General features: G+C 71.2%; 17 protein-coding genes and 1 pseudogene. 7 read left to right on the forward strand and 11 right to left on the reverse strand.

The annotated features are described in order from the left end of the window. Window positions 1–76: 76 nt before the first annotated feature. On the reverse strand, window positions 77–1,585 hold the full coding sequence (locus ACR3IO_RS17315) for an MATE family efflux transporter (protein WP_434072463.1): 1,509 nt from the start codon (window positions 1,583–1,585) through the stop codon (window positions 77–79). Window positions 1,586–1,689: 104 nt separating this feature from the next. Continuing rightward, window positions 1,690–2,133 (reverse strand): MarR family winged helix-turn-helix transcriptional regulator, encoded by a 444-nt coding sequence (locus tag ACR3IO_RS17320; RefSeq protein ID WP_434072464.1) that lies wholly within the window; start codon window positions 2,131–2,133, stop codon window positions 1,690–1,692. 148 nt (window positions 2,134–2,281) lie between these two features. Here ACR3IO_RS17320 and ACR3IO_RS17325 point away from each other — a divergent pair, with 148 nt between their 5' ends. From ACR3IO_RS17325 to ACR3IO_RS17335, 3 genes are all read left to right on the forward strand, one after another. Further along, window positions 2,282–4,120 (forward strand): threonine/serine exporter family protein, encoded by a 1,839-nt coding sequence (locus ACR3IO_RS17325; protein ID WP_434072465.1) that lies wholly within the window; start codon window positions 2,282–2,284, stop codon window positions 4,118–4,120. Between the two features lie 109 nt (window positions 4,121–4,229). Beyond that, complete coding sequence (locus ACR3IO_RS17330; RefSeq protein WP_434072466.1) at window positions 4,230–7,316, forward strand: alpha-mannosidase; 3,087 nt, start codon at window positions 4,230–4,232, stop codon at window positions 7,314–7,316. After that, entirely contained in the window at window positions 7,313–8,635 is a 1,323-nt protein-coding gene (locus ACR3IO_RS17335; protein WP_434072467.1) for an MFS transporter, read from the forward strand. Before ACR3IO_RS17330 ends, ACR3IO_RS17335 begins: the two co-directional genes overlap by 4 nt. Here ACR3IO_RS17335 and ACR3IO_RS17340 read toward each other — a convergent pair. Further along, window positions 8,632–9,201 (reverse strand): dihydrofolate reductase family protein, encoded by a 570-nt coding sequence (locus ACR3IO_RS17340; protein WP_434072468.1) that lies wholly within the window; start codon window positions 9,199–9,201, stop codon window positions 8,632–8,634. The genes ACR3IO_RS17335 and ACR3IO_RS17340 overlap by 4 nt on opposite strands. A 255-nt stretch (window positions 9,202–9,456) precedes the next feature. Between ACR3IO_RS17340 and ACR3IO_RS17345 the strand changes: the two genes are divergently transcribed. The 3 genes and pseudogenes from ACR3IO_RS17345 to ACR3IO_RS17355 all read left to right on the forward strand — a co-directional run. Next, window positions 9,457–10,425: a proline dehydrogenase family protein gene (locus ACR3IO_RS17345; RefSeq protein WP_434072469.1), complete on the forward strand. Its 969-nt coding sequence runs from the start codon at window positions 9,457–9,459 to the stop codon at window positions 10,423–10,425. 11 nt (window positions 10,426–10,436) lie between these two features. After that, window positions 10,437–10,688 (forward strand): hypothetical protein, encoded by a 252-nt coding sequence (locus ACR3IO_RS17350; protein WP_434072470.1) that lies wholly within the window; start codon window positions 10,437–10,439, stop codon window positions 10,686–10,688. A gap of 12 nt (window positions 10,689–10,700) precedes the next feature. After that, window positions 10,701–11,132: pseudogene (locus ACR3IO_RS17355) on the forward strand (NUDIX domain-containing protein); the annotation flags it as partial. A gap of 36 nt (window positions 11,133–11,168) precedes the next feature. Here the strand turns inward: ACR3IO_RS17355 and ACR3IO_RS17360 are convergent. The 8 genes from ACR3IO_RS17360 to ACR3IO_RS17395 form a co-directional block, all read right to left on the reverse strand. Further along, entirely contained in the window at window positions 11,169–12,215 is a 1,047-nt protein-coding gene (locus ACR3IO_RS17360) for an NAD(P)-dependent alcohol dehydrogenase (protein ID WP_434072471.1), read from the reverse strand. A gap of 95 nt (window positions 12,216–12,310) precedes the next feature. Continuing rightward, window positions 12,311–13,204: a formylglycine-generating enzyme family protein gene (locus ACR3IO_RS17365; protein WP_434072538.1), complete on the reverse strand. Its 894-nt coding sequence runs from the start codon at window positions 13,202–13,204 to the stop codon at window positions 12,311–12,313. 66 nt (window positions 13,205–13,270) lie between these two features. Beyond that, window positions 13,271–13,885, reverse strand: a complete 615-nt coding sequence (locus ACR3IO_RS17370; RefSeq protein WP_434072472.1) for a GNAT family N-acetyltransferase — start codon at window positions 13,883–13,885, stop codon at window positions 13,271–13,273. Continuing rightward, a complete protein-coding gene (locus tag ACR3IO_RS17375) occupies window positions 13,882–16,104 on the reverse strand; it encodes a penicillin acylase family protein (protein ID WP_434072473.1) in 2,223 nt (740 codons plus the stop codon). The genes ACR3IO_RS17370 and ACR3IO_RS17375 overlap by 4 nt, the downstream gene beginning before the upstream one ends. An 11-nt stretch (window positions 16,105–16,115) precedes the next feature. After that, window positions 16,116–17,996, reverse strand: coding sequence for an IucA/IucC family protein (locus ACR3IO_RS17380; RefSeq protein WP_434072474.1), 1,881 nt, complete (start codon window positions 17,994–17,996; stop codon window positions 16,116–16,118). Further along, window positions 17,993–18,586 (reverse strand): GNAT family N-acetyltransferase, encoded by a 594-nt coding sequence (locus ACR3IO_RS17385; protein ID WP_434072475.1) that lies wholly within the window; start codon window positions 18,584–18,586, stop codon window positions 17,993–17,995. The genes ACR3IO_RS17380 and ACR3IO_RS17385 overlap by 4 nt, the downstream gene beginning before the upstream one ends. Next, window positions 18,583–19,971 (reverse strand): lysine N(6)-hydroxylase/L-ornithine N(5)-oxygenase family protein, encoded by a 1,389-nt coding sequence (locus tag ACR3IO_RS17390; protein WP_434072476.1) that lies wholly within the window; start codon window positions 19,969–19,971, stop codon window positions 18,583–18,585. The genes ACR3IO_RS17385 and ACR3IO_RS17390 overlap by 4 nt, the downstream gene beginning before the upstream one ends. Continuing rightward, entirely contained in the window at window positions 19,968–21,416 is a 1,449-nt protein-coding gene (locus ACR3IO_RS17395; protein ID WP_434072477.1) for a pyridoxal phosphate-dependent decarboxylase family protein, read from the reverse strand. The genes ACR3IO_RS17390 and ACR3IO_RS17395 overlap by 4 nt, the downstream gene beginning before the upstream one ends. A 270-nt stretch (window positions 21,417–21,686) precedes the next feature. Between ACR3IO_RS17395 and ACR3IO_RS17400 the strand changes: the two genes are divergently transcribed. Then, window positions 21,687–22,664: an alpha/beta hydrolase fold domain-containing protein gene (locus ACR3IO_RS17400; RefSeq protein ID WP_434072478.1), complete on the forward strand. Its 978-nt coding sequence runs from the start codon at window positions 21,687–21,689 to the stop codon at window positions 22,662–22,664. The last annotated feature ends 58 nt before the right edge of the window (window positions 22,665–22,722 follow it).

A 22,722-nucleotide genomic window follows, 5' to 3' on the forward strand; every position in this document is an offset into this window, starting at 1 on the left:
ATCGACGTGCTGCGCCGCGTCCGGAGCAGGAGCGATCGACGCACGCCCGACGCGACTCCGTTCGGCGAGCGGCAGGCTAGACGTCCGCCTGCTCGAGCGCCGCGTCCGCACGCTCGGCGCTGCCGTCGGCGAGGCCGCGGTCGATCGCGCGCCGCGACGCGAGCCACATCACCACGCCAACGACGAAGACGATGAGCTCGGTGACGGTGAGCGCCCAGATGATGCCCGCGAGGCCGAACCAGAGGTTTCCGAGCATCACGATCGGGATGAACAGCACGCCCTGCGCCATCGACATGACGATCGCCGCGCGTGCCCTCCCGGTCGCCTGGAAGAGCGACGTGATGAGGCCGGCGAGGGCATTGCCGATCATCGCGACGAGCTGTGCCGTGAGGATCGTCACGCCGATGGCGAGCACCGAGTCATCGGCGGAGAACGCCGAGAAGAGCGGCTCGCGGAACACGAACACGACGGCCGCGGTGATCGCGGCGATGCCGCCCACCGTGATCGCGGAGCCGCGCAGCGCCGACGTGAGCCGCGCCCGGTCGCCCTTGCCGTAGGCGTAGGCGAGCAGGGGCAGCACCCCGAGCGTGACGCCCATCAGCAGGAACTCGGGAACCTGCGCGATACGCACGGCCACGCCCATGGCGGCCAAGGCGCTGTCGCCGTACGCGATCGCGAGGTTGTTGAGCACGAGTGACGTGATGATGAGGAACGAGGCCTGCAGGAGCTCGCCGACGCCGACGCCGAAGACGGGCTTCAGCACGGCGGGCGAGAGCGTGAACCAGCGCGGAGCGAGGCTCACGTGCTCGCTGTGCCGCGTCAGCCAGACCACGAAGTACGCGACGACGCCGAGGTTCGAGAGCCCCATCGCCAGTGCGGCGCCGGCGACGCCCCAGTGCAGCACGAGGATGAACAGCACGTCGAAGACGACGTTCGCGACGGTCGACGCGATCAGCGCGACCATCACCTGTCGGGCCGCGCCCTCGGCCCGGACGATCTGCTCGAGGCAGAACGCCGCGGCGAGCACGGGCACGAACGCCAGCAGGACGCCGACGAAGGCGCTGGTCGCGGGCACCGCGGCGGCATCCGCACCGAGCAGCGAGACGAGCGGATGCAGCAGCAGCAGCCCGAGGCCGCCGAGGACGGCGCCCGTGATGACCGATCCCCAGAGCGCGAACGACGAGACGTGCCGGATCTCGCCGGCCTTCGCGGGGTCGTGCTCGGACGCGCCGAGCAGGCGCGAGATGAGGGCGCCGCCGCCGACGCCGAAGACGCCGCCGACCGCCATGACCAGGCCGAGCAGGGGTGCTCCGAGCGTGATCGCAGCGAGGAGGGCGGAGTCGTGCAGCGAGCCGATGAAGCCGGCGTTGATGACGTTGTAGACGGCGCCGACGATCATCGCGGCGGCCATCGGCACGCAGAGGTGGATGAGGGCGCGCACGATCGGCGCCGAGGAGAGGTACCAGCGGTCCGTGCCGACGGCGTCGGCGGTGGCGGCGGTCGTGGCGGTGGCGGTTTCGGCGGGCGCCGAGGTGTCGGCGTCGGCCGGGGCCGGCCTGGGGGAATCGAGGTTCGTGGTGCTCATGACTGCTCCTTTCCGGGCAGGTTCGAGCGCGCGCCGACGAGCGCCGGCACGGCGAAGTGAGAAGTGGTGGGGGCGCGACTCTGGACGGCCGCGCTCGGCCCGGACTACCGGGTGGGTTGCGGGAGTTCCGCGGTGATCTTCTGGAGGAGTTGGAGGAGGGCGGCTCGTTCGGCCTCGTTCAACGGGGCGAGGATCGTCTCGTCGGCGGCGACCATCGCGGCGTCGAACCCGGCGATGAGTTCGGCGCCGGCCGAGGTCGCGTAGACGCGCTTGCTGCGTTCGTTCTCGGGGTCGGTGCGTCGCTCGACGAGCTCCCGTCGCTCGAGCCCCTGCAGGAGGCTCGAGACGCTGGCGGCGCTCGTGCGGGTCATCTGCGCGATGTCCCGCTGGATCGCGCCGGGGTTCTGCACGAGGAAGCCGAGCACGAATGCCTGCTCGTGACTGAGGTCACGAGCCCGGATCCAGTCCTCGCCGGCCTTGCGCTGGGCCCAGCCGATCCAGCGCACGAGGCCGAGGCTGGTGGTGAAGGCGTTCTCCGGTGTCTCCATGTTCATACTCTAACAGTTCGATCTCTAACATTCAACCTTCGAACTGTTCGGCGCATCGCCGTTGGGTCGAGTCCCTGTCGCCCGATCGACGCGGGTCCTACGCTGGGGTCAGGCCGTGCGCGGGGGCGCGCGGAAGATCGGGGGCACCGTGGGCTTCACCGGAACGCGGCCGCCAGGGCGACTGCGCACCCTCGGGTCGGCCGTCGCGCTCGGTGTCGGGCTCGCGGCATCCGCCCTGGTGATGGCGCCCGCGGCGGCGATGGCGAGCGGGACCGACGTCGCGGCCTCCTCGCTCATCGCGACGCCGCTCGTCGAGTCCCGGCCGGCCGCGCCGAACGAGCCGGACCCCGTGCCCCTCGAGACCGAGCTGCCCGAGACGCTCGAACCCACGCCGACGCCGACGCCCACACCCACGCCGACCGTCGAGCCGACCGAGTCCGTCGAGCCGGTGGAGCCCACCGAGTCCGAGGCGCCCGAGACCCAGGAGCCGACCGAGCCGCCCGCGACCGAGGAGCCGACCGAGACGGCCGTGCCCACCGAGACGCCGAGCGAGACGCCCGTCCCGACCCAGGTGCCGGCCGTGCCGCCCGCATCCGCCGACCCCACGACGTCGGCGCTGTCGTGGGCGATCGCGGCGGTCGTGCTGCTCGCGGCCGTGGTCATCCTCGTGATGGCGGGGCGGCGCTCGCCCGGCCCGCGCTCCGCCGGTCTCATCGTGCCCGGCGCTCCCGGAGCGTCGGCGATCATCGGCTCGGCCACGGGTGCCCCCGCGGCCGATCCCGTGCTGACCCAGGCCGCGATGGAGGACATCGGCCAGGCGATGACGGATGCCGGCTACTCGGTGGTGACCGTGCGCCAGACGCTCGAGGACATCGCCCGAGCGAACGGCGTCGTCGACACCGAGATCATCGTCTTCCCGACGGCATTGCTCGTCTCCGCGCACGGCGAGGGCGTGACGACCACGGGCGCCGTGGCGAGCGGCGAACGCACCCTGCTGCTGCACCAGGTCGATGACCTGCAGCACATCGTGGACGATGCGCGGTCGGGCTCCGTCGATCCGGCCGAGATCCGTGCCCGGATCCGTCGGATGCGGGCCCTGCCGCCGCCGTACTCCCCGGTGCAGCGGGGTGCGGCCTACGTCCTGGTGAGCGCCGGGCTCGCCGTGCTCCTCGGAGCCTCGTGGACCGGCGTCGCCGCCGCGGCGGTGCTGGGCGCCGGGGTCGGCGCCGCGCTGCTCGCGGGCGAGCGCCTCGCGGGGCGCTACCGCGCGCTGCTCAGCGTGGGCATCTCCTTCTCGGTGGCGCTCGTCGTGCTGCTCGGCCTGCGGCTCGGGCTCGACTCGGGGATGCTCCCGGCGCTCATCGCGCCGCTCGTCGTGCTGCTGCCCGGCGCGCTGCTGACGGTCGGCTCCATCGAACTCGCGACCGGTCAGATGGTCTCGGGCGCGGGGCGCCTGGCCGCCGGCGGCATGCAGCTCGTGCTGCTCGCCGTCGGCATCATCGCCGCGGGCGCCCTGGTCGGCATCCCCTCGCTCGAGGTGGCGTCCTCTGCGACCGCGCTCGGCGTCGTCGCGCCCTGGATCGCGGTCGCCATGTTCGGCATCGGCATCGTCGTGTACCAGTGCGCTCCGCGTGCGTCGCTCGGGTGGATCCTGGTGGTGCTCTACGTCGCCTACGGCGCGCAGGTGCTGGGGGCGCTGTTCTTCGGCGGGGTGCTCTCGGCGCTCATCGGCGCCCTCGTCGTGATGCCGGTGACGGCGCTCGTCGCGCGGCTTCCCTCGGGGCCTTCGCCGCTCGTGAGCTTCATGCCCGCGTTCTGGCTGCTCGTGCCGGGTGCCCTCGGCCTCGTCGGCGTCGCGACGGTGCTCGGCGGCGACTCCACGGGTTCGGCCTCGCTCATCACGACGATCTCGACGATCGTCGGGATCTCGTTGGGCGTGCTCGCCGGCACGGCGGTGTCGAGTCGACTCGGCCGGCCGATCCTCTGACGCTCGCCGGGTACGCCGGTGACCTAGACTGCTGCCCGCGACACCCTCATCGCGCCGCACCGACGCGGCCGGGTCGAGAGGGCTGATCGAACCGACCCGGAGGAGTGCCATGGGCTTCGCGGACTTCCTGTTCGGGATCGCGGCACGCCAGCCGGCCGAGTATCGGCGGCTCCGGGGCATCCGACAGCGCATCTACACGCGGGTCGCGCCGCTGCGCGCCGAGATCGTGCGCTCGCCCGAGCCGATCGCGTTCGCCGACCTCGATCGGGCGGCGTTCGAGCCGATCCGGCCCGGTTCCGCGTGGGGCGGCGTGTTCGACTGCGCCTGGCTGCGGATCACCGGCGAGGTGCCCGCCGGGGTCGAGAACCCGGTCGTGCTGCTCGGCATCCATGGCGAGGGGTTGGTGTACTCGCCGGGGGGCGAGCTGCTCGACTCGCTGAGCACGGTCTTCCAGCAGGGCGACCACCCGCACAGCGGTGGCCGGTATCGACCGGTGCAGGGCGTGGACCTCTCGAACGGCCGCGTCGAGTTCTACGCCGATGTCGCCTACAACGGGTTCATCCTCTACGAGGTCGGCCGCGGTCGCTTCCACGGCGCCCAGCTCGCGACCCGCGACGACGAGGCGTACTCCCTCTATTACGACTACCTGACGCTCGTCGTGCTCGCGGATGCGACGGATGACGCGGCGCTGGCCTCCGAACTGCGTCGCGCCCTCGCGGCGGCCTGGGCCGCCTTCCGTGACGGCGACGTCACTGCGGCACGGGCGGCGCTCGCTCCGGCCCTCGCCGCACCCTCGACGAGCGACTTCGTCTACGACGCCGTCGGCCACGGCCACCTCGACATGGCCTGGCTCTGGCCGCTCCGCGAGACGCACCGCAAGTCGGCCCGCACGTACGTGCGCGCCATGAACGCGCTCGAGCACCGGCCCGACTACGTGTACGGCACGAGCCAGCCGCAGCAGATGCACTGGATGCAGCAGGAGCATCCGGCCCTCTTCGATCGCATGAGGGCCGCCGTCGCGGACGGCCGGATGGAACTGCAGGGCTCGTTCTGGGTCGAACCCGACACCAACCTGCCGTCGGGGGAGTCGCTCGTGCGCCAGGCACTCGTCGGCCGCGGGTTCCTGCAGGAGCAGTTCGGGCTCACCGACGAGCAGCTGCGGCTGTGCTGGCTGCCCGACACGTTCGGCTACAACGGCAACCTGCCCCAGATCCTCAAGAAGAGCGGCATGGACTGGTTCCAGACCATCAAGCTCGCGTGGAACAAGACCAACGACTTCCCGCACCGCACCTTCACCTGGCAGGGCATCGACGGGTCGAGCGTGCTCGTGCACATGCCGCCCGAGGGCGACTACAACAGCCGAGCCGGCGCCGACAACCTGCTGACCGGCCTCGCGCGCTACCCCGAGAAGGCGCTCGAGACCGCGCTGCTCGTCTACGGTTCGGGCGACGGTGGCGGCGGCCCGAACGAGATCCACCACGAGCTCACCGACCGCGAGCGGGGTTCCGAAGGGCAGGGGCTGCGCGGGCTGCCGAAGATCCGGATGTCGACGGCCGGCGACTTCTTCCGCCGCCTCGAGCAGCGCGACATCGCGCACACCCACGTGGGCGAGCTCTACCTCGAGACACACCAGGGCACGTACACGACGCAGGCGCAGATCAAGCGGCACAACCGGCTCGTCGAGCGCAAGCTGCACGAGGTCGAGGCCCTCGCCGTGCTCACCGGCGACGACCACCGGTCGGTGCTCGCCGGGCACTGGCGCGAGGTGCTGCTGAACCAGTTCCACGACATCATCCCGGGCTCGTCGATCGCGCGCGTCAATCGAGAGGCGATCGCCACGTACGAGCGCATCGAGCGCGAGCTCGACGTGTACGCGGCAGAGCTCATCGGGCGGCTGCCGCAGCGCACGGCGGTTGGTTCCAGCTCAGATGGTTACGAGCGAGCGGATGCCGCCGGCGACGAGTCGAGCGCAACCGCCAACGCGCCGCGCACCGCCCTCAACCTCACGAGCCACGCGCGCGACGAGGTCGTCAAGGTGGGCGACGACTGGTACCGGGCGGAGGTGGGCCCCTACGCTGCGGCGGAACTGAGGCCGGTCGAGGCGGCATCCGGCCTCGTCTTCACCGATGAGAGCCTGGGCAACGGCCTGGTGACCGTGCGCTTCGACGCCGACGGCGTGATCGTGTCGTACCGGGGCCGTGACGGCGCCGAGCACGCCGGCGCGGGGCTCAATCGCCTGGTCGTGCACCGGGACCCGTATGTCTGGCCGTTCAACGCGTGGGACATCAACCCCGACTATGTGAAGCGCCCGACCCGCGTGCTGCGCATGTCGCATGTCGCATCCGGCATGGACGGGCCGACCGTGTGGCGCACGCAGGAGCATCGCTCGCGCTCGGTGACCGTTCGACAGCGGATCGTGCTCGAGGCCGGCAGCGACGTGGTGCGCTTCGAGACCGAAGTGGACTGGCACGAGAAGCACCGCATGCTGCGCGCGGAGTTCCGGCCGACGCACTACGGCGACACGGTGCGCTGCGAGATCCAGTTCGGGCACCTCGAGCGCGTCACGACCGAGCGCGACTCGGTCGAGGAGGCGCAGTTCGAGGTCTGCGCGCACAAGTGGATCGCGACCGAGGACGTGGCCGGCGGATTCGCCCTGCTCAACGACTCGAAGTACGGCCACCGCGCCAAGAACGGGCTGCTGAGCCTCAACCTGCTGCGCGCGCCGACGTTTCCCGACAAGACGGCCGACCGTGGCAGCCACCGCTTCACGTACGCGTTCACGCCGTTCGCGACGGGTGACCTCGCGAAGGTCGTGCGCGAGGCGTACCGGCTGAACAACCCGCTGCACCTGACGGATGCCGCGCCGTTCGGCCCTGCGGCATCCGTCGATGACCCCGGCGTGATCATCGAGACGCTCAAGCGCGCCGAGCACGGCGACGGCGTCGTGCTGCGGTTGTACGAGAGCCTCGGGCGGGCCACGACGACCGCCCTGCACCTGGCGATCCCGGGGGTCTCGATACGCTCCGCCACTCGACCGGCGACGGCGGATGCCGCGGCATCCGTCACCGCGACGGTCGTCGCCGTCGAGACCGACCTGCTCGAACGATCGGCGGGCGCCGGTGACGGCGTCGACCTGGAGCGGCTCGAGTTCGGCCCCTTCGAGATCAAGACCATCCGGTTGGAGACCCGCCCGTGAGCCAGGCCACCCACACGACGATCGCGCCGCGCACCCAGGCGCGGGCCATGGTCACCGCCGGGTTCGGGCAGAACTTCGTGCTCACGACGGTGTCGACGTTCATCCTCGTGTACCTGCTGCAGTACGCCGGCATCAGCAGCGGCGGGCTCGCGGCCGTCACCGTGATCATCACCGCCTCGAAGTTCATCGACGCCGTGCTCGACCCGGTCATGGGCAGCATCGTCGACATGACCCGGTCGCGGTGGGGCAAGCTGCGCCCGTACATCCTGTTCTCGGCGGTGCCGGTCGCGGTGCTCTCGGGGCTGCTGTTCGCGGTGCCCGACGTCGAGGAACCCGCGAAGATCGCGTTCTTCGGCGTCACGTACATCCTCTGGAGCCTCGCCTACACCGTGTGCGACGTGCCGTTCTGGGGGCTCATCGGATCGGCGTTCGTGGAGCCCGACCGGCGCACGCGGGTCATCGGCAGCGTGCGCGCCTTCGGCTCGATCGCCCTCGGCCTCTCGACGCTCGGCATGCCCTGGATCGCGAAGCTGCTGAGCTTCGGCCCCGAGACCACGGGCAGCGGGTGGACGCTCGCCGTGTTCCTCACGTCGTTCCTCGGCATGGGCGTGTTCCTGCTCGCCTTCTTCTTCGCGCGCGAGCGCGAGACCACCGCGGCATCCGACGGCCTCAGCGTTCGCCAGCTCGTCACGACGCTGTTCAAGAACACGGCGCTGCTCACCGTGCTGCTCGCCTCGGTGCTCGGCTTCGGGCGGTTCATCGTGCAGGCCGGCGGTGCCCTCTTCGTCGTGATCGCCTACGGCGACGAGGGGGCGTTCACCCTCGTGGGCGCGGCGATCATCCTGGGCATGGTGATCTCGTCGTTCACGAGCCCGCTGCTGCTGCGCGTGACGTCGGCCCGACGCGTGATGGTGTGGAGCTCGTTCGTCGCGGCGGCGCTCTACCTCGCCATGTACCTCGTCGGGTTCGCGAACCTGGTCGTGCTGCTCGTCTTCATCTTCCTGACCGGGCTCATGCTCGGCGTGTTCCTCGTGACGCAGGCGACCATGATCGCGGACTCGGTCGACGACGCCGAGCGGCGCCTCGGCGTGCGCAACGACGGCATCTCGTTCGCTTCGCTCACGTTCGTCTCGAAGATCATGAACGCGCTCGCCGTGCTGGTGTTCGGCGTGTTCGTCGTGATCGCCGGTTACGAGCGCGGCGTGACGGTCACGCCTGACATGCAGCAGACGGTGTTCCTGGCGCTCACGATCGTTCCGGCCGTGAGTTGCGTGCTGTCGGCGGTGCCCTTCATGGTGGGCCGCCGGGGTCGGGACTAGGACGTTTCTCGCGTGGGCCGGTATCGCATGGCGACCGCCCCCGACCGGAACTCCTGGCGATCCACGAGCTCGAGCTGGATTCGCTCGCGCAGTCCGGCGAGCAGCGTCGGCCCGTGTCCGGCGAGGACCGGCTGCACGAGGAACTCGTACTCGTCGATGAGTCCCAGATCTGCCAACGCCAGGGGGAGCGTCACGCCACCGACCCACAGACCTTCGCCCGGCTCCTGCTTGAGCCGCTGAACCGCTTGCGCCATGTCGCCTCGAACCAGCTCGGCATTCCAATCGACTGCGTCGAGCGTGGCCGACACGACGTACTTCTTCGCCCCGTCGATCGCCTCGGCGAACGGCATCTGCCACTCGGTCACCCAGTCGGGCCACGTGCCCGTGGCCGGCTTCCTCCACGCGGACTCCATCATTCCGTAGGTCACCCGGCCGAACAGCAACGCATCGGCTCGCTCCATCTCGTCGGTCCAGTAGCGCATCGACTCCTCGTCCGGAGGGAGCCCTGCCTCGTGATGGCAGCAGCCGTCGAGTGTCACGTTGATCGAGTATCGAAGTGGTCTCATCTCTGCACTCTCCTCTGACCCGCGCACCGCGTCTTCACCTGACCGGCAGCCGACCAGACGGCGTCTCGCGTGAAGCGCTCATGGGCTGAGGATAATCAGCCCGTCGCTCGACGGCAGTGTCGGCGCACGATCCGGCTCGGACGCACCCGCCTGTGCGACGAGTTCGGACCCCCTCGTTCCACCGCGATGAACCGTGCGTCCTCGATTTCTGCACGAAGTTGCACGGTCCTGCACGTTCTGCGCTAGTGTGTGACCATGGATGAGATGCCCTCGCGCGCGGAGGTCGCAGCACGGATGGATACGACGATCGCAGCAGAGATGCTTCGAGCCTGGGCGCTGGACGAGCGCGCGAAGGCACACGTGATGAGCGATCCGGTGCTCGCCGACATGGCTCGTCGGGTCGCGGCGAGATATGTCGCCGGAGAAGACATCGGCGCGGCCGAGCTCGCCGTGCGGAGAGCCGTCGGCCGAGGGCACGACGGAAGCATTGAATTCGCGGGAGAGAGCATCCGCGACAGGGCGGAGGCCATCGCCGCGACGGAGGTGTTCGTCTCTCTAGCGCAGCACGTCGGAGCCACCGAGATTCCGTCGACCGTCTCCGGCGACCTGTCGCATATCGGGCTGCTCGTGTCGTCGGATCTCGTTCGCGCCAATGCCCTCCGGATAGCGGAGGCGTGCGAAGCAGTCGGCACTGTCTTCATGATCTCGGCCGAGGGATCCGACCGCACGGACGCGGTGCTCGACGTGTACGAGTGGCTCTCCGCTCGTACACGCAGTGCGGGCATCACGCTCCAAGCTCGACTGCACCGCTCAACCGCCGACCTGGATCGCCTTCTCACGCTCCCCGGTCGCATCCGTCTGGTGAAGGGAGCCTTCCTCGAACCATCTGCGGTGGCGCTCGGTCGAGACAGCGGTGAGCTTTCCGTCCGCTACCAGGAGCTGGCCGCGCGGATCCTCGCGGCCGAACACCCCCTGACGTTGGCGACCCATGACGAGCCCCTGCTGCGCGCCTCCCTCCGGCAGGTGGATGCCGCAGCCGTCGAGGTGGAGATGCTGATGGGGCTCGGTGACGACCTGCTCGACAGCCTGCAGGCCGAGGGATGGGCTACCCGCGAATACTGCATCTTCGGGGACGAATGGTGGCTGTACGTCCTCAATCGAATGGCCGAAAGCCCTGAGCGTGTGTTCCGGGCGATCGCCGATCTCGCGCCGCTGACCCTCTAGGAGAGATCCCCATGGACAGCGCTGCATCAGTCCCTCGCCGCGGGATCGACATCCCGGACCATCGCGGCCGCGTGGGACTTGCGCAGGCCGGCTTGGATCTGCGTCGAAACCCGGATGTCGCGGTGCGAAGCGTCGAATTGACGTCCGAGGGCTGGCACGTCCTCCGGCGCACGACGTTCGACTACCGCGATCGTAAGGGGAACTGGTCCCGGCAGCAGCGGGAGACCTACGACCGCGGCAATGGCGCCGTGGTCCTCCTCTAGAACACGGAACGACAGACCGTGCTGCTCGGACGGCAGTTTCGCTACCCGGCGTACGTGAACGACCATCCCGATGGAATGCTCATCGAGTGCGCAGCGGGCCTGCTCGAGGGCGATGATCCCGAGTCGGCCATCCGTCGTGAGGCGGAGGAAGAGCTCGGCGTCTCGGTGGGAACCCTCACCCCGGTCTTCGAGTCCTACATGAGTCCTGGATCCGTGACGGAGCGTCTGCATTTCTTCGCCGCGCCCTACAGCCGGATCGATCGGCGACATGCCGGCGGTGGGCTCGCCGAGGAGGGCGAAGACATCGAAGTGCTGGAGATGCCGATCGCCGTCGCGCACAACATGATTCGAGAGGGCGGCATCACCGATGGGAAGACCATCATGCTGATCCAATGGGCCCTGCTCGATGGCCCGTTCCGGTCAGCCCGTCAGCAGGCATCATGAGGTCGGATGCCGTGATGCCATCCGTCGCCCTCGGAGTCAGCCGGCGAGGGTCTCCGCGTCGATCACGAAGCGGTAGCGAACGTCGCTCTTGAGCACCCGCTCGTAGGCCTCGTTGATCTGGTCGGCCGAGATCAGCTCGATCTCGGGCGCGATGCCGTGCTCGGCGCAGAAGTCGAGCATCTCCTGCGTCTCGCCGATGCTGCCGATGCTCGAACCCGCGAACGAACGGCGGTTGCCGAACAGCGTGAAGACGTGCACGGGCAGCGGCTCGGGCGGGGCGCCGACGCTCACGAACGTGCCGTCGAGCGCCAGCAGCGAGAGGTACTTGCGCATGTCGATGGGTGCGCTCACCGTGTTGATGATGAGGTCGAAGCGGTTGCGGAGCTCGGTCCACGTGGCGTCGTCGCTCGTGGCGAAGTAGTCGGTCGCGCCGAAGCGCACGCCGTCGTCGCGCTTGGAGAGCGTCTGCGACAGCACCGTCACCTCGGCGCCCATGGCCGCCGCGATCTTCACGGCCATGTGTCCGAGCCCGCCGAGGCCGACGACCGCGACGCGCTTTCCGGGCCCGGCGTTCCAGTGCGCGAGCGGCGAGTAGGTCGTGATGCCGGCGCAGAGCAGCGGCGCGGCGGCCTCGTAGGGGATCGTGGCGGGCAGCTTCAGCACGAAGTCCTCGTCGACCACGATGTGGGTCGAGTAGCCGCCCTGCGTGATCGAGCCGTCGCGGTCGCGGGCGGCGTAGGTCTGGGTGTTGCCCTTCAGGCAGTAGTTCTCCATGCCGGCCTTGCAGTTCTCGCACTCGCGGCACGAGTTCACCATGCAGCCGACGCCGACCCGGTCGCCGACGGCGTGCTTCGAGACATCCGCCCCGACCTCGACGACCTCGCCGACGATCTCGTGCCCGACGACCTGCGGGTAGGTGATCGGACCCCAGTCGCCGCGCACGGTGTGGATGTCGGAGTGGCAGACGCCGGCGTAGCGGATCGCGATGAGCACGTCGCTCGGGCCCACCTCGCGACGTTCGATCGTCGTGGGGACGAGCGGCTCGGTGGCGGACGGGGCGGCGTAGGCGTGGACGGTGCGCACGGCGGACTCCTTCGGGGTCGAGCGGCGAGATGGGGAGACGAGCGGAGTGTCCAGCCTATGTCGGCATGGGCTCGCTCGTCGTGGTCGAAGGGACCTCAGGCGTCGCGCACGCAGCGGAAGCCGATGTGCGACATGCCCGTGTCCTCGGCCTGGGGCGAACGGGCCGCGGGCCGGAACCGCAGGCAGTACTCGGGCGAGCAGAGGTGCGAACCGCCCTTGAGCACGCGCCGCGGGATGTCGGCGAATCCCTCCTGCGCGCTCGCCGTGGCGAGCAGGTTCTCGCGCTTGCCCGGATCGACGGGCGCGTCCGAGAGCTTCATGTGCCGCGGCGTGTAGTAGTCGGTCGTCCACTCCCACGTGTTGCCGATCATGTCGAAGAGCCCGTAGCCGTTGGCCGGGAACGACCCGACCGGCGCGGTGCCGCCCCACCCCTGGTTGTCGTACGGGAAGTGGCCGATCCACGAGTTGGCCTGCGGCACGCCTCCGGGGTACGGCTCGTCGCCCCAGGCGAAGCGCGCGCCGTCGACGCCGCCGCGAGCCGCGTACTCGTGCTCGGCCTCGGTGGGCAGGCGCTTGCCGGCCCAGGTCGCGTAGGCCGTGGCATCCTCGTAGGCGATGTGCACGACCGGATGCCGCAGCCGGTCGTCGATGCCCGAGTCGGGTCCGAACGGGCGGCGCCAGAAGGCGCCGGGCTGCCAGCGCCACCAGTTGCGCCAGTCGCGCAGGTCGACGGGCCCCGACGTGGGCGTGAAGACCATGGCGCCCGGGACGAGGTCGGCGGGGTCCGCGCCGGGGAAGGCAGCAGGGTCGAGCTCGCGTTCGGCGACCGTGACGTAGCCGGTGTCGTCGACGAACCGCGCGTACTCCTCGTTCGTCACCTGGTAGCGGTCGATGCGGAACGACGCCACGGCGTGCTCGTGCACGGGACGTTCGTCGGGATAGAACTCGTCGCTGCCCATTCGGAAGGTCCCCCCGGCGATGAGCACCATGTCGTCGGTCACGCTTCCACCGTAGCCGGGTGCGGGCTGCCGGGACCCGGCCGGCTCAGCACCGGCTCACCGCCCGGCGCCGAACCACCGTTCGCGGTCCATGAACGCGAGCTGCCCCTGCTTCGTGGGCAGGTCGATCACGGGCCCCGGGGTGAAGCCCATGCGCGTCATCCGGTTCACCGCGCCGTCGTTGTTCACGTCGGGCTCGACGACGATGCGTCGCGCACCCGGGGAGGCGAACAGGAAGTCGCCGAGCACGCGCGAGATGCGCGTCGTGAACGCGTCGATGGGCGCCCCGCGGTCGCCGATGAAGACGTGCAGGCCGACGTCGCCCGGCTCGACGTCGTAGCACTCGCCGACGGGGTCGTGCTCGGGCTCGTACGTCTGCAGCAGCACGACCGGCGTGCCGTCGCGGAAGACGAGGAAGGCGTGGTGGGTCTCGAGCGAGTCGACGTAGGCGTAGAGGTCGCGCAGCTCCTGCCGCGACAGCTCGCCGAGCCCCCAGAACCGCGCGCGCGGCTGCGTCACCCACGCGTGGATCACGTCGAGGTGGGCGTCGGGGTCGAGCACGCGCACCTCGATCGTGCCGAGCGCGGGGTCGTGCGCGACGTGCACGAGGTCGCCGGGGCGGCCGGTGGCGAGGCGGTCGGATGCCGCGGGCCGGGCGAGTGCATCGGTCATGAGTCGGCGTCCTGTTCGGTCTCTGGTGCAGGAGATCGGGCTGCATCCCTGCCCCACAGCGGGGATGCAGCCTGATCTCCTGCGGGGTCGTTCGGATCGCGAAGGGGGCGGATGTCGGGGGCGAGCCGCGGCACGAGCGGCGGGGTTGCGGCGACCCAGTCGGCGAGCTGGTCGGCGAAGTGGGCCGATGCCGGATCGCCGGAGGCGCCGAACGGCACGCCCCAGCGGCTGCGGTCGCGCTCGCCGAGGTCCCACGCCCAGCGCGCGACCGAGCCGCGCCAGCTGCGGCGCGTGACCCCGGGCGTCGAGCCCGTGCAGCGCACGCTCTCGCCGTCGCCGGACAGGCCGACGTCGAGGTCGCGGCCCGGATCCGTCGCGCCCGGCACGTCGACGAACACGTGGAGCGGCAGCATCCGGTGCTCCTCGCCCCAGGGCTCGTCGGGTCGGACGGCGGCCGCGTTCAGGGCGGCGCGCACCAGCCGGTCGCGCTGGCTGCGCAGCGCCGGGGCGTCCAGGAGGCGGGGCAGCGCGGCCGCGATGCGGCCTCGAACTCCCATCCACGGGTCGTAGATCGCACCGAAGCCGTGCGGGTCGTGCAGGCGTGCGAGCTCGGGCAGCGCGGCGACCTCGGCGACGAGCTCCTCGCGGAACGCGGCGAACCGCGCGGCCGCCGGCGAGTCGGCATCCATGACGCCGTTCCACGCGCGCAGCTGGGCGCAGGTTCGGCGCGCCTCGGGAGTGAGGTCGTCGAGCGCCGCGCCGGTTGGCAGGAGAGCCAGCCAGCCCTCGAGGCCGCCGAGGAGCGCGTCGCCCCAGATCGGCGCGAGGTCGTCGGTCGTCAGGCCGGCCGGCGGCGCCGCGTCGAGCAGGGTGCGGATGCGGCGTGCCCGGTGCGGGTGCGCGTACGCCCAGCCGAGGTCCACGTCGTCGCGGGACGGTCGTTCGTTCGCATCCACGGCGACGGCGTCGACCGCGATGGCGGGCGGCATCCGTCGGTCGGCGACCGGGTGGGTGCGCGTCGCGTCGAGCGGCAGGCGGCGTTCGGCGCGCGGACGGTCGGGGGCCCGGCCGACCGTGGCCGAGAGCACGGCACCCGCGCGGTCGGCGGTGAGCAGCCGGTTCACGGGATCGACCCATCGGCCGAATGCCGCGACCACGTCGGCGGCCGACCGTGCACGCAGCAGGGGCAGCAGCGCGGCGAACCCGAGGTCGGATCCGGCCCGCGCCGGCATCCGCACGCTCCAGGCGTCGAAGTCGCCGTCGGGCCGGGCGACCAGGTCGGTGATGACCGTGCCGCGGTCGGTCTCGATCGCCTCGACCTCGACCGGCTCGCCGCCGCGCACCGCGATCGTCGAGCGGTCGACGGCGGCCGCGCGCCATCCATCGGGGCCGAGCGCCTCGATGAGCTCCTCGCCGTCGGACGCGACGGGCACCCGGCGAAGCCGCTCGTGGAACACGTCGACGCTGTGCGCGATCGCATTCGTGATGCCCCAGGCCGCGTGCCCGGTGTGGCCGAAGTGGGCGACGCCGGGCACGCCCGGGAAGGCGAGGCCGATCACGTCGAACTCGTCGCACGCGAGCCCGACCTGCTGGTAGACGCCCGGCAGTTCGAAGATGCGGTGCGGGTCGCCGGCGAGGATCGGGAAGCCCGAACCCGTCTGCGAGCCGTGCAGCGCCCACGCGTTGCTGCCCGAAGCCGGCTCGGCGTCGTCGCCGCCCGCGAGCACCTCGACCCACGGGTCGCCGAGGGTCCGTGCAACGTGCTCGGCCCAGAGCAGGCTCGGGAACGACGAGAACAGCGCGTGCGCCACGTGCAGGATGCCGAGGGGCGCGTGCTCGGGCCAGTCGTCGAGCGGTGCGCGGTCGCCGAACAGGGCGTCGAGCTCGGCGAACTCGGCCGCCCGGCCGCCGACCTCGCGGATGCCGCGTCGCACACCGTCGACGTAGGCGCGCACGAACGCGCGGTCCTCATCGCCGAGCGTCGCGAACGTGCGCCGGGCGGTGTCGTCGAGCCGGGCCCGGCGGGCGAACACGTCCCAGTCGAGACCCGCCGCGCCGATCAGCGCCGCGAGCGTGCCCTCGGCTCGGCGTCGGTCGACCTCGATCTGCCATCCGCGATCGTGCGCCGTCACCTCGCCCTGCGCGGCGGCGAGCTCGAACACGTCGCCACCTCGCAGGTGCGGGATGCCGTGTTGGTCGCGTGCGAGCCCGGTCGCCATGGCCGCCCCGCTCAGGCCTTCGCCGCCGCGGTGGCCCCGGCCGCGGCATCCGCCCCGTGACCGTCGGAACGTCGGCCGCCCGACGCGAGCACGCGCTCGAAGCGACGCGACCGGGCGATCGGGTTCGACATCTCGCCGGCGTAGATGAGCGACTCCGACTGGTTCGCGAGGTCGACCATCTGCAGCGTGTTGCGCAGCTGCAGGCGGTTCAGGCACGAGTGCGCGAACGTCTCGGCCCGCAGGTCGAGGGCCGATTCGAGCTGCGGATGCTGCGCCTCGTGCTCGTCGACGCACTCGGCCACGAGCGCCCAGAACGCGTCCTCGTGCAGCGTGCCGTCGACGTGGAGGATGCCCGCGAGATGCCGCAGCACGCCGTCGAACACGTCGGTGAAGACGGCCAGCGCCTTCTCGAGGTCTTCGACCTCGGCGATGATGCGCTGCACGTCCTCGGGCACGGGCAGGCCGGCCGCGGCGACGCGCTGCGTCGACAGCAGCGCCACCTCCTCGCCGATGTCCTTCATGAAGACGCCGACGGGCACGGCGTCCTCGAGCACGAGGATCAGGTTCTCGCCGTGCGGCATGAACGCGAGGTCGTAGGCGCGCAGGCAATGGACGATCGGGCGCAGGTACGCGTGCAGGTAGGCCCGCACCCACTCCGCGGCGGGCAGCCCGGATGCGGCGATGAGGGCGCTCGCGACCGAGTCGCCCGCGGCATCCCGGTGCAGGAGCGCTGCCATCGTGCTGAGCCGCTGCGTCGGCGCGATCTTCGGCACCGGGCTCTCGCGCCAGAGCGCGGCGAGCATCTTGCGGTGCGGCGACACGGTGCGCGTGCGGTGGTACGCGTCGCCCGTGTAGCCGATCGACGCGTGCTCGCGCAGCACCCGGAACCCGGCGTCGTCGAGCGTCTCGTCGGCGCCGACGAGCTCGGCCACCCAGTCGTTGATCGCCGGCGTCACCCGCATGTAGGCGGGGGAGAGGCCGCGGAGGAAGCCCATGTTCTGGATCGCGAGCGCCGTCTTCACGTAGTCGCGGTTCCAGTCGTCGGCGTTGAACATGGTGCGCAGCGACTGCTGGGCGAGGTGGGCGTCCTCGCCCTCGCCGAGGAACACGAGGTTCTGCTTCGCGAGGTCGGGCGCGAACGTGATCGCGATGCGGTGCTCCCACTGCCACGGATGCACCGGGAGCAGCAGGTAGTCGGCGGGGTCGAGCCCGGCCTCGACGAGGCGGGCCTCGAACGCGTCGAGCTGCGCGGCACCCAGCTGCTCGCGGAGGAACGACCGCGCCTCGAGCCCGTCGCCGAGCGCGAAGTGCGTGAACTCGCGTCGGGCGGCGAGCCAGACCAGCCGGAACGGCCGACCGGCCTCCGGCGCGTACGCCGAGTACTCGGCGACGCCGAACCCGATGCGGCCGTTGTTGGCGACGAAGCCCGGATGCCCCTCGGTCATCGCCGACTCGATCGTCTGGAAGTCCGCGCGCGTGAGCTCGTCGGCCGTCGGGCCGCCCTGCTCGAGCTTGAACGCGCTGCTCGCGAGTGTCGACGCGATCTCCTCGAGGTAGGTCGCGAGCAGGGCGTCGGGGATGGCGAGCAGCGGCTGCAGCTCGACGATGAACGCCTGCGCGTCGAGCGGGGTCGGCGTGCCGTCGACGAACCGCTCGAGCGTTGGCTCGTCGAGCACCCAGTGCTCGAGTGCGAACCGGTCGGCGTCGAAGCGGTACTCGACGCGGCCGCCCTCGAGTGCGAGGCGCCAGGAGCGAGCGGATGCCGCGGCGACGGGCTCGGGCGCGAGCAGGCGCTCGTGCGTGAACTCGGCGATGGCCTTCGCCACGAGGTGCCGCTGGGCACGCGCCATCGAGGCGGGGGTGAGGTGCGCTGCGGGATTCGTGCGGGTCATGAGCGGGCTCCGAGACGTTCGATGTCGGGAAGGGCGCCGAGGGCGGATGCCGCGAAGTCGGCGCGCGTGCACACCGACAGGTTCGCACGCTTGACGTGGCCTCCCTCGGGCACGTCGACCTCGCCGAGCACGCGGAACCCGGCTCGGGCGTTCTTGGCCGCGATGCGCTCGTTGCGCACGTCGGGCTCGACGACCACGCGTTCGGCGCCGAGCTCGTCGAAGCACCAGCGCATCACCGCGGCGAACACCGCATCGGTCAGGCCGTGGCGGGCGTGGCCGTCGGCGGGCGCGACGAGCACGTGCATGCCGAGGTCTCCGGGCCGGGCGTCGTGGATGCCGACGAGCAGCACCGCCGCAGGGTCGTACGTCTCGGCGAGGAACGCGGGCACCCCGTCGACCGTGCCGATCCACGAGTCCTGGTGGGCGTGGGTCACGACCTCGGCGAGGTAGTCGGCGACCCCGTCGACGCCGAGCTCCTGCATGCCCCAGAACGCGGACTTCGGATGCGCCAGCCACTGCTGCACGGTCGCGGCGTCGAACCTGGCATCCGTCGGGCGGATCTCGATCTCGTAGTCGGTGATGACGGTCATCGAGCCACCTCCTGTGCGAGCGCGGCATCCGATCGGGTCGCGGCATCCGAGCGGAACTGCGCGTCGGCGGGCACGCCGAACTCCTGGAAGGCGATGCGGCGTTCGAGCGGGTAGATCTCGTGCCCGCAGATCTTCGCGATGATCTGCGCGTTGCGCCACGCGCCGAACCCGAGGTCGGGGGCCGTGAGGCCGTGCGTGTGCTCCTCGCCGTTCTGCACGAAGACGCGCCCGCGGCCGCCGTCGATGCTGTAGTCGCGGGCGACGTCGAGTCGGCCGAGGTCGTCCCAGTCGAGCCGGTCGCGCAGCGGTTCGAGGAACGCCGGCACGCGTGCCGAGTAGCCGGTCGCGAGCACGAGGGCGTCGGTCTCGCGCTCGTGCTCGACCTCGAGCTGGGCGTGCCGCAGCCGCAGGCGGAACGCGGTTCCGGTCCACGCGGCATCCAGCAGCTCGGTGTCGGTCAGCAGGGTCGTGGGCACCGGGCCCGAGGCGCTGAGCTCGTAGAGCGTGTCGTAGATCTCGTCGATGAGCTCGCCCGAGATGCCCTTGTAGAGCCCGCGCTGCTCGCGTCCGAGTTGCTGGCGCAGGGGGAGCGGCAGGCCGTGGAAGTGGTCGGTGTACTCGGGCGAGGTCATCTCGAGCGTGAGCTTCGTGTACTCCATCGGGAAGAACCGCGGCGATCGCGTGACCCAGTCGACGCGGTATCCGTCGCCGCCCGCGGCGGTACCTGCTCCGCCGCGCGCGCCGCCGAGCAGGTCGCGGTAGACCTCGGCCGCGGACTGGCCGCTGCCGACGACCGTGATCGACCCGCTCGCCTGCAGGCGCTCGCGGTTCGGCAGGTAGTCGGAGCTGTGCACGACGAGACCCGGCAGGTCGCGCAGCGCCCGCGGGATCGACGGCTCCGTGCCGACGCCGAGCACGACGTGCCGCGCGGCGTAGGTCTCGAGGTCGCCCGTGCCGAGGTCGACGGCGCGCACCGTGTAGACGTCGGCGGCCTCGTCGTGCTCGACGGAGAGCACCTCGCGGCCCCACCGCAGCGACGGCAGCTGCTCGCTCGCCCACCGGCAATACGCGTCGTACTCGGCGCGCAGCGGGTAGAAGCTCTCGCGGATGTAGAAGGGGTACAGGCGCCCGCTCTGCTTCAGCCAGTTGAGGAAGGAGAACGGCGAGGTCGGGTCGGCCATGGTCACGAGGTCGGCCATGAACGGCACCTGGATCGTCGCCCCGTCGAGCATCATGCCGTGGTGCCAGGCGAACCCGTCGGCGCGATCGAGGAACACGGCGTCGAGCGCGAGCGGCTCGATGAGGCACGCGAGGCCGAGGTTGAAGGGGCCGATGCCGATGCCGACGACGTCGTGCACGGGGGCGACGGGCTGGGTCGGGCTCATGCCACGACCTCCACGTCCTGCAGGTCGACGAGGGCGGCTGCGGCATCCTTCACCAGGTCGAGGACCCGGCGGATGTCGCCGAGCGAGGTCGCCGGGTTCAGCAGCGTGAGCTTCAGGCACGGGCGCCCGTCGATGACGGTCTTGGCCACGAGCGCACGGCCCGACTCGAACAGCACGCGTCGCACCTGGGCGACCAGCGCGTCCTGCGCGGCCTCGTCGGTGCCGGCGGGGCGCACCCGGAAGAGCACGGTGCTCAGCTGCGAGCGGCCCACGAGTTCGAGCTCGGGGTCGGCCTCGACCTCGTCGCCGACCGCGCTCGCGAGGTCGATGATCGTGTCGAACATCTCGCCGATGCCGTCGGCGCCGATGGCCCGCAGGGTCGTCCAGAGCTTCAGCGCGTCGAAGCGCCGGGTGGTCTGCAGCGACTTGTCGACCTGGTTGGGCTCCTCGTTCTCGAGCGGGTTCAGGTAGTCGGCGTGCCAGGCGGCCGCGGCCAGGTCGGCGGGCTCGCGCACGATGATCGCGCTCGAGGAGACGGGCTGGAAGAAGCTCTTGTGGAAGTCCACCGTCACCGAGCGAGCTCGCTCGACGCCGCGGATGAGCGCCCGGCGGCGCGGCGACACGAGGAGGCCGCATCCGTAGGCCGCATCGACGTGCAGCCACACGCCGTGCGCGTCGCAGTGGTCGGCGATGGCGTCGACGGGGTCGATCACGCCGCGATCGGTCGTGCCCGCCGTCGCGACGACGGCCATCGGGATGCGCCCGGCCGCATGGATGGCGGCGAGCGATGCGGCCAGCGCGACGGGATCCATGCGCCCCTCGCCGTCGTCGGGCACGCTCACGACGGCGTCGTCGCCGAGCCCGAGGATGAGCGCGGACTTCTCGACGCTGAAGTGGCTCGAGGCCGTCGCGAGGATGTTGAAGCGGGGGAGCACCTGGCTGCGGGAGCCGCCGTGCTGCGCGAGCGCCCATTCGCGTGCGAGCAGCAGCGCGTGCAGGTTGGACTGGGTCCCGCCCGAGGTGAACACGCCGTCGCCGGCGGCGAACCCGATGCGCTGGGCGGTCCACTCGACGAGCCGGCGCTCCATGAGCGTGCCCACCGACGACTGGTCGTAGGTGTCGACCGACGGGTTGACCGCGGCGAGGATCGCCTCGGCCGCCACGGCAGGAAGCGCGACGGGGCAGTTCAGGTGCGCGGCGTAGGCCGGCTCGTGGAACCAGATCGCGTGCTCGAGGAACAGGTCGTCGATCTCGCGGAGGGCCTCGGCGGTGCCGACACCCGAGGCCTCGAGGTCGACGGCGTCAACGAGCTGCTGCAGCTCGGCCCGACTCGCACCCGAGAACGGTTGTCGCACCGAGCCCACGCGCGCGGCGACGAGGCCCGTCGCGGCGCCCAGCTGCTCGGTGTACTCGGTGACGGTCGAACGTGTCAGCAGATCATGCATGTCTTCGGCTCCCCAGTCGGTCGATAGGCCGGGGTTAGCATAGCCTTACCTAAATTCGGTCTGTCAAACCCGGGAAGGGCATTCCCACCCGTTCGGGGGTCACGGCCCCGGGAAAGTCCCGATCGCATGGCTTTTCGCGATTTCCCGACATCTGCGGTCATCGTCGTATGCGTACGCATGCGCGACCCGCGGGACCTACCATGTCAGCACCCGCCACGCCCCCGAGGTCACCCGCCTCGATCCGCGAACCCGACCCGCCCAGGAGCGACGATGCCCGACCTGCCCCCGCAGATGACCCGCGACGAGATCGACCCCGAACTGCACGACGCGCTGCGGAAGGTTCCGGCGCTCGACCTCGAGAACGCCTTCACGCTCGGCCTCATCAGTCGGGCGTCGCGGCTCCAGCCGGGCGCCACGGTCGACGGCACCACCCGGCGCAGCGAGCGCGCGGGCACGGCGAAGCTCCGGGTCTTCATCCCGCAGAGCCCGAACGGCTCGGCGCTCCTCTGGATCCACGGCGGGGGACTGGTCATGGGGTCGGCGGCCGGCGACGACCGCTTCTGCGGCGAGACGGCGCGTGAGACCGGCGCGATCGTGGTCTCGGTGGACTACCGGCTCGCACCGCGGCATCCGTACCCCGCGGCGATCGATGACGCGTACGCGGGCTGGAGCTGGGTCCTCGCGTACGCCGACGAGCTCGGCATCGACGTCGGGCGCATCGCGATCGGCGGAGCGAGCGCGGGCGGCGGCCTGGCCGCGGCCCTGGTGCAGCGGCTGCACGACGACGGCGCGAAGCCGGCGGCGCAGTGGCTGTTCTGCCCGATGCTCGACGACCGCACGGCCGCGGATCGCGACCACGACGCGCGCCGGCACCTCGTCTGGAACAACCGGTCGAACCTCGTGGGTTGGCGCTCGTACCTCGGCGCCGAGCCCGGCGCGGCCGAGGTTCCGGCCTACGCGGTGCCCGCCCGCCGCACCGACCTCACGGGCCTCCCGCCGACGTGGACGCACTGGACCGACGTCGAGCTCTTCAGCGACGAGGATGCCGCGTACGCCGACGCGCTCTCCGCCGCCGGCGTCGACGTCACGACGGAGGTCGTCTCCGCGGCGCCGCATGGGTTCGAGGTCTGGGCCGCCGATTCCGCGCTTGCGAACGGCCTCGTCGGCCGCGCTCGCGCATGGCTCGAGCGCGCGCTCGCGGTGTCGGCGGACGCGGTCGAGGAGGCGGGCACCCCGCCGGTCGAGTAGACCCGTGCCGGTCGAGCAGGCCCGCTGGTCGACGGGGCCCGCCAGGGCCGTATCGAGA

The sequence above is a fragment of the Agromyces sp. Marseille-Q5079 genome, from assembly GCF_051016555.1.
Taxonomy (GTDB): Bacteria; Actinomycetota; Actinomycetes; order Actinomycetales; family Microbacteriaceae; genus Agromyces.

Bases quoted from the DNA above. Each gene is read 5' to 3' on its own strand.
- ACR3IO_RS17350 (WP_434072470.1), top strand. From the start codon at position 10,437: ATGGACAGCGCTGCATCAGTCCCTCGCCGCGGGATCGACATCCCGGAC.
- ACR3IO_RS17380 (WP_434072474.1), bottom strand. From the start codon at position 17,996: ATGACCCGCACGAATCCCGCAGCGCACCTCACCCCCGCCTCGATGGCG.
- ACR3IO_RS17345 (WP_434072469.1), top strand. From the start codon at position 9,457: ATGGATGAGATGCCCTCGCGCGCGGAGGTCGCAGCACGGATGGATACG.
- ACR3IO_RS17330 (WP_434072466.1), top strand. From the start codon at position 4,230: ATGGGCTTCGCGGACTTCCTGTTCGGGATCGCGGCACGCCAGCCGGCC.
- ACR3IO_RS17365 (WP_434072538.1), bottom strand. From the start codon at position 13,204: ATGGTGCTCATCGCCGGGGGGACCTTCCGAATGGGCAGCGACGAGTTC.
- ACR3IO_RS17315 (WP_434072463.1), bottom strand. From the start codon at position 1,585: ATGAGCACCACGAACCTCGATTCCCCCAGGCCGGCCCCGGCCGACGCC.
- ACR3IO_RS17395 (WP_434072477.1), bottom strand. From the start codon at position 21,416: ATGCATGATCTGCTGACACGTTCGACCGTCACCGAGTACACCGAGCAG.
- ACR3IO_RS17390 (WP_434072476.1), bottom strand. From the start codon at position 19,971: ATGAGCCCGACCCAGCCCGTCGCCCCCGTGCACGACGTCGTCGGCATC.
- ACR3IO_RS17370 (WP_434072472.1), bottom strand. From the start codon at position 13,885: ATGACCGATGCACTCGCCCGGCCCGCGGCATCCGACCGCCTCGCCACC.
- ACR3IO_RS17375 (WP_434072473.1), bottom strand. From the start codon at position 16,104: ATGGCGACCGGGCTCGCACGCGACCAACACGGCATCCCGCACCTGCGA.
- ACR3IO_RS17400 (WP_434072478.1), top strand. From the start codon at position 21,687: ATGCCCGACCTGCCCCCGCAGATGACCCGCGACGAGATCGACCCCGAA.
- ACR3IO_RS17385 (WP_434072475.1), bottom strand. From the start codon at position 18,586: ATGACCGTCATCACCGACTACGAGATCGAGATCCGCCCGACGGATGCC.
- ACR3IO_RS17320 (WP_434072464.1), bottom strand. From the start codon at position 2,133: ATGGAGACACCGGAGAACGCCTTCACCACCAGCCTCGGCCTCGTGCGC.
- ACR3IO_RS17340 (WP_434072468.1), bottom strand. From the start codon at position 9,201: ATGAGACCACTTCGATACTCGATCAACGTGACACTCGACGGCTGCTGC.